The organism is Rhodospirillales bacterium (assembly GCA_016712595.1).
Classification (GTDB): Bacteria; Pseudomonadota; Alphaproteobacteria; order Rhodospirillales; family Defluviicoccaceae; genus Defluviicoccus.
Genome location: JADJQT010000001.1, coordinates 34,629 through 48,042 on the forward strand (window position 1 = coordinate 34,629; position 13,414 = coordinate 48,042).

A 13,414-nucleotide genomic window follows, 5' to 3' on the forward strand; every position below is an offset into this window, starting at 1 on the left:
GCGCGCCCCCGGTGCCTTAGCCCCGGTTCACTCAACGAATAATCTAAATTAATGTGTCAGCATGATGCCAAACGGTTAATGATTTTTGACTGGTCGCGTCATAAGCGTATAACCATCATTATTTGAGCTTATTAAGTTGTAACCGGGGATTCCGCTCGCGCGACCGCCCCTCCCTGTTGCCAAAACAGCCCGGTCTTCCGGGGTCCACTCAACAAACACGAACGGGAGAGGGTTGCTCACGGCACGCATCGCGTATAATGGGCGTCGTGCGGGTTGGGGGGAAGGTTCGCGCCGTGGTGGGGGAATTAGCGAAGTTACCTGGCGATACGGCGGCGGAGCGTCGGGATGCCGTAACACAGAACAGCATCCTGCGCGCATTCACGGAGGTCGCATCGCGCTGCGGCGTTACGATCACCGTCGAACATCTTCGCCGAACTTACGTGTTATCGGCTGGGCACATCGACAATCAGATCCTTGTCGCCATGGCGCGCGATGGCGGCCTGGACGCGCGGGCGGTCAAGACAAAATGGTCGGATATGCCGCGCTTGAAGAAGTCTCTGCCGGCGATCCTCCGGCTCAAGGACGGCACCGCGCTTGTCCTCGAATCTGTGCGCGAGGATCCAACCGTCGGGCGCGTCGTCGTCCTTAGTGATCCGACGACATCGTCAGATGCCATGGTTGCCTTTGATGAAGGCCACCTCATGGCCGTGTGGGACGGCGATATCATCCTCGTTAAGCGCCGCTTCACGGTCGCGGATCAGGATCGCCCTTTCGGTCTCGCCTGGCTGATCTGGCAGGCTCTTAGCGAACGTCGCCTGTTCGCGGATATCGCCGCGGCGGCGCTGGTAAGCACGGTGTTCGCCATGGCACCGCCGTTCATATTCATGATCGTCATGGACAGGGTGCTTACCAATCACTCGATGTCGACGCTGATCGTCATCGGCGTCGTTCTCATCCTGATAGTGGCGTTCGAAACGGCGCTCGGCCATCTGCGGCGGTTTTTCACTGAAATCGCCACCACCCGGATCGACGGAAGGCTCAATCTCTATATCCTGGAAAAAATGCTCGCGTTGCCAATGGAATATTTCGAGAAAAATCCAACCGGCATGATTCTGAGCAAGCTCGGCCGGATATGGCAGATTCGCAATTTCCTAACGGGGCAGATGTTCGGAACGATTCTCGACCTTGTGCCACTTGTCGGGCTGATTCCTGCACTAGTTATTCTTAACTGGAAGCTGTCACTATTTGTTTTTACATTGACCACCGTTGTTTTTATAATCGTTCTCGTCTTTGTTCGGCCAATCGGCCGAAAGTATGCCCGGGTCGTTCGGGCCGAACAGGCGAAGGGCGCGCACCTCGTCGAGAGCATCTATGGGATGAAGACGATCAAATCCCTCGCTCTCGAGGGCCGGCGGCGGCAGGAGTGGGACAGGCTCGTCGCCCAGTCGATTTCGGCGCGCCACGACTTGGGTCTTTTGGCCAACTACCCAACGACGATGACCCTACCGTTCGAACGGATGATCTATTCTGGATCCTTACTGCTCGGCGCCTGGCTGATGCTGACCAATCCCGCTTCGATGGGGGCAGGCGCGATGATCGCATTCGCCATGCTGTCAATGCGTCTGAGCGCGCCGCTGATCCGGCTCGCGCGACTGCAGCAGGACCTCGCCGAGGTGCGTGGCGCGATTGGCGAAGTCGCCAGTATCATGAACACGCCGCCGGAGCAAAGCCGCGCCGGGACCGGTCTGCGGCTACCGGTCAAGGGCGCGATAAGCTTTCAAGATGTCCGCTTCCGTTACGCGCCGGCGGCACCGCTGGCGCTCGACGGCGTGAGCTTCGACGTCGCCTGCGGCCAGATGATCGGCATCATGGGCCGGAGCGGGTCGGGCAAGACGACCGTCACCCGGCTCCTGCAGGGGCTTAATCCGGCCTACGAGGGCATTATCAAGATCGATGGAATGGACCTGCGCGAGATCGATCTGGCCCACTTGAGGACCAATATCGGCGTGGTTCCACAGGAGAATTTCCTTTTCAGCGGCAGCATTCGCGAGAATATCGCCATCGCGAAGCCTGGGGCTTCCTTCACCGAAATCGTGCGCGCGGCGCAATTGGCCGGCGCCGAGGAATTCATCGAACGCCTGCCGCGAGGCTATGATACGGGGCTGCAGGAAGGAGCGACCAATCTCTCCGGAGGCCAGCGCCAGCGCCTTGCCATCGCCCGTGCCCTGCTAATTGACCCGCCTGTCCTCATTCTCGACGAGGCGACGAGCGCACTCGACGCCGAAAGCGAGACAATCATCAACGCCAACCTGCAGCGGATCGCGCAGGGTCGGACGATCATCTGCATTTCGCACCGGTTGTCGATGCTTGTGCCGGCAGACGCGATCATCGTGCTTGAGCGCGGCAAGGTCTACGACATCGGCCGGCACGAGGAACTGCTGCACCGCTGCGATATCTATAAGCACTTATGGTTTCAGCAAAATCGCCACATTGACCGAGGGGCCGCGCATGTCCCGCTTGCCATCGCTCGCTCGCCGAACGTCTGACGCTTCGACCGCGGCGCTGGTTGGCGCCTTCGAGTCGGACACCCAGGCGGTCTTCCTTCGCACGCGCCCTTATAGCGAGCATGCGATCCTGCACGTCCTTGTTGGCATGATCGTACTCGCCGTCGTGCTGATGTTTGTCGGCCATCTCGACCGTGTGGTCGATGGCAGCGGGCGCATCGTTCCCAGCCAGGGCGTCCTTTATGTCCAGCCCATCGAGAGGGCCATCGTCCGCGACATCCGCGTGCGCGTCGGCGACGTCGTGCGACAAGGCCAGATTTTGGGCACGCTCGATCCCACCTTCGCCGGAGCAAACCTCGCCCAGCTCGAGCAGAAACAGCAAAGCGCCGCAGCGAACCTCGCTCGCCTGGAGGCAGAGCAATCAGGCGAGCCCTACCATCCGACCGCCGGAAACCCGTACGAGATTCTGCAACAGTCGATCTACCAGCAGCGCCAGGGAGAATACCGCTCGTCGCTCGCCGACTTCGATGCCCGTATCCAGAACGCACAGGCGACGATCAATCGACTCGAGCACGACGCCAAAACCTATGGGGACCGTCGGCAGATCGCCGCAAACGTCGAGCAGATGAACCTGACCCTCGAACGCCAGGGATGGAACAGCAAGCTCAAAACCATGGCGGCAACCGATAACCGCATGGAAGTCGACCGCCTGCTGACCCAAGCGACAAACCAGATTGCTGAAAACCAGCACCTGGCCGACGCGCTGAAGGCGCAGCGGGCGGTCTACATAGACCGCTGGCGCTCGGATACCGGCACGAGCCTCGTCGATGCGCGCAAGGCGCTCGATGAGATCAACGAAGAGATCAAAAAGGCACAGAAGCTGCGCGATCTTGTCGATCTGACGGCACCCGCCGATGCGATCGTAACCGACATCGGCAAAATCTCCGTCGGCTCAGTCATCGACGGCCAAGGCGACGGCTCGGGCGATCCTCTATTCACGCTTGCCCGCCTCGATGCGCCGCTCGAAGCGGAGATCGACATCGAACCGCGCGACATCGGTTTCATCCGCACGGGCGATCCGGTCGAGATCAAGCTCGATGCCTATCGCTTCCTTGAGCACGGAACCGCGAAAGGAGAGGTTCGCGCCATCAGCGAGGGTTCGTTCGCCAAGGACGACAACAACCAGCCGCGGCCTCCCTATTTTCGCGCCAACGTGACGCTGAAAGACATACATCTTCGTGACGTTCCGGAGACCTTCCGACTGATCCCCGGCATGACTCTCACCGGCGACATCATCGTCGGCAAGCGCTCGATCATCTCGTATATCATCGAAGGCGCCCTGCGAACCGGATCAGAGGCGATGCGCGAACCGTGAGCACTATAGCGCTTGATCCTCATCGACAGCGATCCCGCCGATGACTCGTGGTTTCTTCTCCCGCTTCTGGCCGCGACGCGTCTCAACGTTGCAACAAGCCGACGCGGCGCTTGAAACGGGTGACCATGCCCGCGCCGCGGAATTCTATCGGTCCTGCGCCGAACACGGCGACATCGAAGCACAAGTCAGACTGGCAGATCTTTACGAAAGCGGCCGCGGCGTACCTCAAGACTTCCGCCGCGCTGCCGAGTGGTTTCTTTCGGCAGCCGAACTTGGCTCGGTCACGGCGCAGGCACGCCTCGGGGAAATCTACCTGTGCGGCCGCGGTGTTCCCGCGCGCGTAACGGCCTCCGCCGCGGCGCAGCTCGACGAGACGGCCGGCGGCGACGATGACAATGTTCTGCGCCGTCTGTTTCCCGATGGATTATCGATCACCCCCAACTTCACGGAAGCCGCCCGGTGGAACGGAAAGGCCGCCGCTGCGGGAGACGCCCTGGCACAGGTGCGCCTGGGCTACCAGTTCGCCACCGGAATGGGAGTCGACAGCGATTCCGCCGAGGCCGAACGCCTGTTCCGCGCCGCCGCCGACCAGGACTCCGACCTGGGTCAACTGGCTCTCGGCATGCTGTTCGCCGGTGGCTGCGGCGGTGCGCCCAATTTCGTTGCTGCGGCTGCGTGCTTCGAGCGCGCAGCCGAACGCGGGAGTGCCGCCGCCAAGGCATGTCTTGCAATGCTCCACTTGCGCGGCGACGGGTGTCCCCAGGACGACGGGCGAGCGGCCGGGCTCCTGTCCGAGGCGGCGCAAGCGGGACATCGCGAGGCGATGTTCCATTTGGCCGAACTCTACCGAACCGGTCGCGGCGTCGAACGTAACCTTTCCCATGCGGAAACCTGGACGCGCCGCGCGGCGGCGAAGGGATATGTCCGAGCACTCGTCCTGCTCGGTCGGCTGCTGACCGAAGGACGCGACCGCCCGGACTGGGACTCGGCCGCCATCCTTTACCGGCAAGCGGCCGAACTGGGTGACGCTGACGGCCAGTTCGCCCTGGGCCGGCTTTGTCTTGGCGGTTGGGGCGTCCCCCTCGACCCGGCCGAAGCGGCGATGTGGCTGACCCGCGCGGCTGAACAGGAGTTGCCGCAAGCATTCGATCTCCTCGGCCGCCTCTACGCTGAAGGCACGGGGGTGCCGCAGGACTTCGCGCGAGCCCAAGATTGCTTTCGCGAGGCGGCAGCAGCCGGCAGCGCCCACGCGACCTTTCATCTGGCGCATTTCCTGTCATTGGGCCTCGGCATCGAGCGTGACCCCGGGGCGGCGTTCGCCGGCTACACGGCCGCCGCCGAGCAGGGAAGCAGCGATGCCTGCCTGCGTCTCGGCGTGCTCTACGCCACCGGCGACGGCGTCGAGCAGAACTATGAACTTGCCGCAACGTGGTATCAGCGCGCAGCCGAACGGGGCAACCTCGACGGCAAGTTCAATCTTGCGTTCCTTCACATTCGCGGCCTCGGCGTTCCGGCCGATTTAAGCGGCGGGCTGAGACGTCTTGAAGAGGCCGCCGCGGCGGGCAGTCGCAGCGCCTCCTGGGCCTTGTACAACCTGCACACCGACGGGGTGTGCGTTCCGGTGGATGCGCGCATCGCCACCGAATGGCTGGAGCGAACCGCCGAAATGGGGAGCGGCGGCGCGGCGTGCCGCCTCGCCCTGCGTCTCGATTCCGGCGAGCCCGGGCCATCGCCGGCCCGCGTCGTCGACCTGCTGCTTCGGATCGCCGAAGCCGGCGATCCGTTCGCACAGAGCGCACTCGCGACGTTGTTCTACGACGGAAAGCATGTGCCGCGCGACGAAGCGGCAGCGCTACGCTGGTTTACCCGCGCCGCCGAGGCCGGCAATGCCGCCGCTCAAGCGTGGCTGGGTGATGTGCTCAGCCAGGGCCACGGCGTTCTTGTCGACCGCGAAGCCGCCGCGGCCTGGTACGAACGAGCGGCGACGCAAGGACACCTCGGCGCGCTTTCGGTGCTCACTGAGAAAGCCCGGCGCGGCAAGTCGAGTGCCGAACACCTGCCGCGCTATTTCGCACTTTGGCTGAAGGCGGCAGAAGCTGGAGATGCGCTGGCACAACGCATTGTTGGCGAATTCTACCTTCGCGGAATCGGAACCGAGCCGAGAGCGGTGGACGCGGCCCGGTGGCTCGACGCGTCGGCACGACAGGGAAACACCGCGGCCCAGGTTCTGCTCGGCGGGGTGCTCCTCGAGGGCAAGGCAGGCGCAGCCGATCCCACCGCTGCGGTGGCGCTGTTCCGCCGCGCGGCGTCCCAGAACAGCGTCGACGGCGCGTTCAATCTCGGCGTTTGCTACCGGCTCGGCATCGGCGTTCCAGCAGACGCGCAGGCAGCATCCGACTGGTATCGTCGCGCCGCAGAAAACGGGCACAGGTCGGCGCAACTGGCGCTTGCGGACTTGCTCTGCGCCGAGGACCGAAACGAGCAGGAGCGCTACGAAGCGGTGCAGTGGTACCGTTCGGCCGGCGCACTCGCGCGCGCCGACGAAATCCTCAGCGGGATTGGCAGGTCAACCGTGCCGATTATGGCGGACTGAATCAGCCGTAGGCGCCCAGTCCTTCCGTCACCCCATTTCGCGCGCTGAAGCAGATGGCGGCGCGCAACAGTCCCCCCCGCGATCGGATTGGATCAGCCTGCCCTCGAATCCGCCGACCGGAAGCTGTTCCCGAGACCAGTAAAGCCGATCGACATTTGCGCGATCCCACGCCACGGGCGCGCGCATTCCGGAGATCGGATGACGCCAAGCCTCAAAGTTGGCATTAAAAAACTGTCGCCGGCAAGAGAGCGGCGAAGATGTCCGCGCGTTGACATCAAATTTGAATGAGAGCTAAAATCAACGCCTAGAGAGGCACAAAGATCGTTTGCAGGTGGGAGGTCGAGTGACGCTGGCCAGTCATTTTCGTCTTACCACGATGTCCCGCCCACAAGATTTTTGCAGCGTGGTCATGTGGTCCATGCGAGTGCCCCGATAAATAATTGCGAAATTGGGGGCGTTTGAAAAGCCGCGCTCGCTCAAGCGGCCGGCGGGAGGAAGCTCGATTATGGAACGCTTACGCTCGTCTGCAATCTGGATCGGAGTCGTTATTCTTGGCACAGTGTCGCTTGGTTATGTCGCACTGAGCCGAGGAGAGACCATCAACGCCGTTTGGCTACTCGTTTCCGCTATTTGTGTGTTTCTTATCGGCTATCGGTTCTACAGCCTGTTCATCGCTTCGCGCGTGCTGGGGCTTGATCCCAATCGAGTGACACCGGCGGTCAAGTACAACGACGGCCTGGATTACGTTCCCACCAACAAATACATCCTTTACGGGCACCATTTTGCCGCTATCGCTGGCGCCGGCCCCCTGGTCGGCCCCGTGCTGGCGGCGCAGATGGGATACGTTCCGGGAACGCTATGGATCCTCTCCGGCGTCGTCTTTGCTGGAGCGGTTCAGGATTTTATTGTCCTGTTTATTTCCTCGCGCCGCGACGGCCGCTCGCTCGGCGATCTGATCCGCTCAGAGATGGGATCGGTGCCAGGGATCATTGCCCTGTTCGGCGTGCTGATGATCATGATCATCATCCTTGCCGTTCTGGCACTGGTCGTCGTCAAGGCGCTGGCCGGGAGCCCGTGGGGCACGTTCACCCTCGCCGCGACGGTGCCGATCGCCATTTTCATGGGCCTTTACCTGCGTTTCATCCGGCCGGGACGCGTGGCAGAGATGTCGATCATCGGCTTCGTTCTGCTCATGGCCTCGCTCATATTTGGCGGCACCGTCGCCCAGGACCCGGTCTGGGGTCCGGCCTTCACCTTCTCCGGACCCGACCTCGCGCTGATGCTGATCGGCTACGGCTTCGTCGCCTCGGTGCTTCCGGTCTGGTTCCTCCTCGCGCCGCGCGACTATCTCTCGACCTTCCTTAAAGTCGGCTTCGTCGTCGCATTGGCGCTGGGCATTCTTTGGGTTCGCCCCGAACTCAAGATGCTGCCCGTAACCCACTTTATCGACGGCAGCGGACCGGTCTTTTCCGGCGCGCTCTTCCCCTTCCTGTTCATCACCATCGCCTGCGGCGCCGTCTCCGGCTTCCACGCGCTGATCTCATCCGGCACGACGCCGAAGATGCTGGAGAACGAGACCCACGCGCGCTTCATCGGCTACGGCGGCATGCTGACCGAGTCGTTCGTCGCCATCATGGCGCTGATCTCCGCGTGCATCCTCGATCCGGGTGAATACTTCGCGATGAACAGCCCGGGCGCCCTCATCGGGACGACCGTCGAGAACGCCTCGCAAGTCATCTCCGAGTGGGGCTTCGTCATCACGCCGGACGTGCTGGCGCAAACGGCGACGAATGTCGGCGAGACGACGATCTTATCGCGCGCGGGCGGCGCGCCGACGCTCGCCGTCGGCATGGCGCAAATCATGTCCGGCGTGTTCGGCAGCACCGCGACGATGGCGTTCTGGTACCATTTCGCCATTTTGTTCGAGGCGCTGTTCATCCTGACGGCGATCGACGCCGGCACGCGTGTCGGTCGGTTCATGATCCAAGATCTGATGGGGGCCTTCTACGCGCCGCTGAAGCAGACGCGCTCATGGGTCTCCAACATCATCGCGACGAGCCTGTGCGTCGGTGCCTGGGGTTACTTCCTCTATCAGGGTGTCATCGATCCGCTCGGCGGGATCAACACGCTGTGGCCGCTGTTCGGCATCTCCAACCAGATGCTGGCGGCGATCGCGCTGATGCTCGGCACCGTCGTGCTCTTCAAGATGAAAAAGCAGCGCTATGCCTGGGTGACGATCATGCCGACCATTTGGCTGATGATCTGCACGCTGACAGCGGGGATGGAAAAGCTCTTCCATTCCGACGTCCGCATCGGCTTCCTCGCGCACGCAGGCAAGTTCGGCGATGCTGTCGCCCGCGGCGAGGTTCTGGCACCCGCCAAGACCATGGAACAGATGCAGCGCATCGTTTTCAACGACTATGTCAATGCGAGCCTCTGCGCGGTTTTTGTTGCCATCGTCATGGCAATGGCCATTTTCGGAGTCACGGCGGCGTGGCGCGCCTACGCCAATCCGAATCCGACCGCTCGCGAGACACCAGCGAGCGTGAAAGGAGCGGCCGCACATGCATGATATCATTCCACAGCGCCGCAAGCCCCGGCAGCCCATCACACAACGCCTGCAACGCCTGTGGAAGGCCGCGGGGCGAACAGCCCATCTGATGATCGGAGTGCCGGATTACGACGTCTACGTCGAGCACTGCCGGCGGCATCACCCCGATCGTCCGCCGATGGACCGGCAGGCGTTCTTCCGCAATCGTCTTGACGCCCGCTATGGCGGCGCCAACGGCGGACGCTGCTGCTGAAGACGCACCCCTGACAATGACGGCGGCCAGAACTACAATCTGGCCGCCGCTCTGGCGTAATAGGGACGGATCGCTCGCGCGAACGCCTGCTGACAGCAACTAATGCCCCCTCTATGATCCCGCTTCGCGCCGGGCGGAGGCCATGACCATCCGGCAGCGAGGACTCGCACCGGTTCTTCGGATGTGAGTCTCAATCAGACGCTCGAAGGCAAGGGACCAAGCGCAATGCTCGACAACCTGGCGGATCATCCGTTCGCCGTCATGATTTGCGGCCACGGCAGCCGCTCCAACGCCGCCGTCGATGAATTCCATACGCTGGCACAACACCTGCGGCAACGTATGCCGGCCTGCGATGTCGAAAGTGGCTTTCTCGAATTTGCCCGGCCGGTGATCCGCGACGGCTTGGAGGCCCTCAAGGCTCGGGGGGCCAAACGCATCGTCTGCCTGCCCGGCATGCTCTTCGCCGCCGGTCACGTCAAGAACGACCTGCCAGCGGAGATCAACGCGTTCGCCGCGGAAAATCCGCAGATCAGCCTGACCTTCGGGCGCGAACTTGCGATCGAAACCAAGCTTCTGCGCGCATCGGCCGCCCGCATCGCGGCCGCCGAAGCCGCGTGCGAACGCCAGATCCCGCGCAAGGACACGCTGCTGATGGTCGTCGGCCGGGGGACGAACGATCCCGACGCCAACTCCAACGTTTCCAAGGTCGCCCGGATGCTGTGGGAGGGCATGGGTTTCGGCTGGACTGAGGTTTGCTATTCCGGCGTTGCCTATCCGCTGGTCGACGAGGGCCTGCGCCACGCGGTCAAGCTCGGCTACCGGCGGATCATCGTCTTTCCCTATTTCCTGTTCACCGGCATTCTCGTCGATCGCATCTACACGCATGCCGATGCCTGCCAGGAGACGCATCCGCAGATCGAGATCGTCAAGGCGGAGTATCTCAACGATCACCCGCTGGTCATCGATACGTTCGTCGAGCGGCTGGACGAGGCCCTCAACGGCGCCAATCAGATGAACTGCCTGCTGTGCAAGTACCGCGAGCAGGTCCTCGGCTACGAGAAAGACCAGGGCGCGCCGCAGATGGGACACCATTTCCACGTCGTCGGCATTGGCACCGACGCCGATCATGGCCACCATCATCATGATCACGGACCAGGACACGACGCGCACCATCATGGTCATGGTCATGGTCATGGTCATGGTCATGACCACGCCCACAGCCACACGCACGCGAACCATTCCCGAGACCATCTCGACGACGACAAGGTCAGTCCCGTGAAAGGCTGAGCGGTGACGGGCTGTTCCTTCGGGCGATGACGCTCTGCCATGCCGTCACTGTTCGATGCCTATGTCATGGTCGACTGGAGCGCCGCCGCTGTCCCGGTCGACGGCGCCGATAGCGTCTGGATCGCCGCGTCGGAGCGTAGGGATGGCGCGCTCGTCGCGCCGCGGCTCGTCAATCCTCCGACGCGCGCGGCGGCGATGGCATTTCTCGCCGACCTGCTCAGCGATCTGATCGCTCGTGATCAGATCGCCCTCGTCGGCTTCGACTTCGCGTTCGGCTATCCCGCCGGCTTTGCCGAGCGTCTGAGCGGTCCCGGCGCCGATTGGCGCAGCGTCTGGAAAGACCTCGCGTTCCGCCTGCGCGATGACGAGGACAATGCCAACGACCGCTTTGCCGTAGCCGCCGCCCTGAACGAGCGGCTCTCCGGCGGCCCGTTTCCGTTCTGGGGCTGCCCACCTTCAGCCGCAGGTCCGATGCTGACGACGACCAAGCCCGCCGGCTTCTGTGAAGGCCTCGCGGAATTGCGGCATTGCGACCGGGCGGCGGGCGGACCTCACCCGGTGTGGAAGCTGGCATATCCGGGCAGCGTCGGCAGCCAGTCGTTGCTCGGTATCGCCCGCCTGTTCGCGTTGCGCCATCACCCCTGGCTTGAGGCCGTGGCGCGCATCTGGCCGTTCGAGACCGGATTGCGTCGATTGGAACGGCCGTCGGCGGAGGGATGGCGAGTGCTGTTCGCTGAGATCTATCCCTCTATCTTCGATTCCTCGCGGGTTGAGCACGCGATCAAGGATGCCCGCCAGGTCCTGGCGGTGATCACGGAGCTCGCCGGCCTCGACGACGCGGGACGGCTTTCCGCTTTGTTCGGCGGCCCTTCGAGCCTGACCCAGGAGCAGCGGCGGATGATCGAGCGCGAAGAGGCGTGGATTCTCGGCATCGAAACGTCGGCGCGCGCCAAACGCGTCGCCACCGTAGCGAAATCGGCCTACAGCTACATTCGCGATCCGCAGGAAATCTATCGGCGCTCGTTCGCGACGGTCCGCGCCGAAATCGACGTATCGGACATGCCGGCTGACCTCGAGGGGCTAGCGGTCCGGCTGGTCCACGCCGCGGGCGATCCCGCCATCGCCCGCGACCTCGCCTGGAGCGATGGCGCGGGGGCGACCGGCCGTGCGGCGCTTGCCAAAGGGGCGACGATCCTCGTCGATGCGCAGATGCTGGCCGCCGGGATCATCCGCGCCCGGCTGCCGGCGAACAACGCGGTGGTCTGCATGCTCGGCGAGCCAGGCCTTGCCGAAGACGCGCTCGCCATCGGCAACACCCGTTCGGCTGCCGCCGTCGATCGCTGGGCACACCGCTGGGGTGGCGCCGTCATCACCATCGGGAACGCGCCGACAGCCCTGTTCCGCCTGCTCGAACACCTCGACGCAGGCGCTCCGCGGCCGGCACTGATCCTTGGATTTCCCGTCGGTTTCATCGGCGCGGCGGAATCGAAGGACGCCCTCATCGCCCATCCGGCGGGCGTGCCGTTCGTTGCCCTGCGCGGCCGGCGTGGCGGGAGCGCCTATGCCGCCGCCGCGATCAACGCCTTGGCAAGCGAGGCGGAATGAATCCGTGGCTCACCGTCGTTGGCATCGGCGACGACGGCCTCGCCGGCCTCAATGCGTCGACGCAAGCGCTCATCGCGACCGCGGAATTGCTGGTCGGCGGCGATCGCCACCAGGCGATGGTGCCGACGACCGCCGCTGAGCGACTTACCTGGACCGGCGGCGTGCACCGCGCCGCCGAGACGATCGCGGCATGGCGCGGGCGGCGGGTCGTCGTTCTCGCCACCGGCGATCCGATGTGGTTCGGCGGCGGCGCCAATCTCGCCCGCATTTTCGCCGCCGACGAGATGACGGTCATTCCGCAACCGGGCGCCTACAGCCTCGCCGCCGCGCGCATGCTCTGGCCGCTCGCCGACTGCGTCTGCGCGACCGTTCATGGACGGCCGATCGCTTCACTGAACCTGCTCCTGCAACCCGGGACCCGCCTGCTCGCCCTCAGCCGGGACGGTGAGACACCGGCGCTCGTCGCCGATCTGCTCACTCGGCGAGGATTCGGGCCGAGCGTCGTTACCGTGCTCGAACACCTCGGCGGTGCATGCGAAAGACGCTTCGAGGGCATCGCCGAGACCTGGGCGCATCCGCGCGCCGCCGATCTGAATACTCTCGCGATCGAGTGCCGGACGGGACCGCGGCCGCTCATCCTGCCGTCCGTGCCGGGGCTGCCGGACAATTACTTCGAGAATGACGGCCAGCTCACCAAGCGCGAGGTACGGGCGGCGAGCATCGCCGCGCTTGCACCGCTGCCGGGTCAGACCCTCTGGGACGTCGGTGCCGGCTGCGGGTCCATCGCGATCGAATGGCTGCGCGCCGTGCCATCGTACCGCGTCGCCGAGGGGAACGCGGCCCGCGCGATCGCCATTGAGCGCGACGCCGCCCGTTGCGCAATCATCGCCCGCAATGCCGCCTCGCTTGGAGTTCCTCATCTCGAAATTATTCACGGCGAAGCGCCCGGCGTGCTTTCAAATGCGCCACCGCCCGATGCGATCTTTCTCGGCGGCGGGACGACCGGAGCCGGCCTCCTCGATCGCTGCTGGGATGTCCTGGCGCCTGGTGGGCGCCTCGTCGCCAATGTCGTCACCGTCGACGCGCTCGCGGTGCTCATCACGTTTCACGCCCGGCACGGCGGCGACCTTACCCGACTTTCCATCGCGCGCGCTGAACCGGTCGGCCGGCTGACAGCGATGCGCGCGCTGATGGAGGTTACGCAATATCAGGGAACGAAACCGTTATGAGTGGAACCTTGTATGGC

8 protein-coding genes are annotated in these 13,414 nt (G+C 63.9%); all 8 read left to right on the forward strand.

Annotated elements, in window-relative coordinates:
- The first annotated feature begins 296 nt into the window (after positions 1–296).
- Positions 297–2,546 (forward strand): peptidase domain-containing ABC transporter, encoded by a 2,250-nt coding sequence (locus tag IPK66_00120; GenBank protein ID MBK8173741.1) that lies wholly within the window; start codon positions 297–299, stop codon positions 2,544–2,546.
- On the forward strand, positions 2,509–3,879 hold the full coding sequence (locus IPK66_00125; protein MBK8173742.1) for an HlyD family type I secretion periplasmic adaptor subunit: 1,371 nt from the start codon (positions 2,509–2,511) through the stop codon (positions 3,877–3,879). Before IPK66_00120 ends, IPK66_00125 begins: the two co-directional genes overlap by 38 nt.
- Positions 3,880–3,919: 40 nt before the next feature.
- On the forward strand, positions 3,920–6,472 hold the full coding sequence (locus IPK66_00130; GenBank protein ID MBK8173743.1) for an SEL1-like repeat protein: 2,553 nt from the start codon (positions 3,920–3,922) through the stop codon (positions 6,470–6,472).
- A gap of 505 nt (positions 6,473–6,977) precedes the next feature.
- A complete protein-coding gene (locus IPK66_00135) occupies positions 6,978–9,044 on the forward strand; it encodes a carbon starvation protein A (GenBank protein MBK8173744.1) in 2,067 nt (688 codons plus the stop codon).
- Positions 9,037–9,276: a YbdD/YjiX family protein gene (locus IPK66_00140; GenBank protein MBK8173745.1), complete on the forward strand. Its 240-nt coding sequence runs from the start codon at positions 9,037–9,039 to the stop codon at positions 9,274–9,276. Before IPK66_00135 ends, IPK66_00140 begins: the two co-directional genes overlap by 8 nt.
- 261 nt (positions 9,277–9,537) lie before the next feature.
- Positions 9,538–10,563, forward strand: a complete 1,026-nt coding sequence (locus tag IPK66_00145; protein MBK8173746.1) for a sirohydrochlorin chelatase — start codon at positions 9,538–9,540, stop codon at positions 10,561–10,563.
- A 39-nt stretch (positions 10,564–10,602) separates the two neighbouring features.
- Positions 10,603–12,168 carry a precorrin-8X methylmutase gene (locus IPK66_00150; protein ID MBK8173747.1) on the forward strand — a complete coding sequence of 522 codons (1,566 nt, stop codon included), beginning with the start codon at positions 10,603–10,605 and terminating at the stop codon, positions 12,166–12,168.
- Positions 12,165–13,397 (forward strand): precorrin-6y C5,15-methyltransferase (decarboxylating) subunit CbiE, encoded by a 1,233-nt coding sequence (gene cbiE / locus IPK66_00155; GenBank protein ID MBK8173748.1) that lies wholly within the window; start codon positions 12,165–12,167, stop codon positions 13,395–13,397. Before IPK66_00150 ends, cbiE begins: the two co-directional genes overlap by 4 nt.
- Positions 13,398–13,414: the final 17 nt, after the last annotated feature.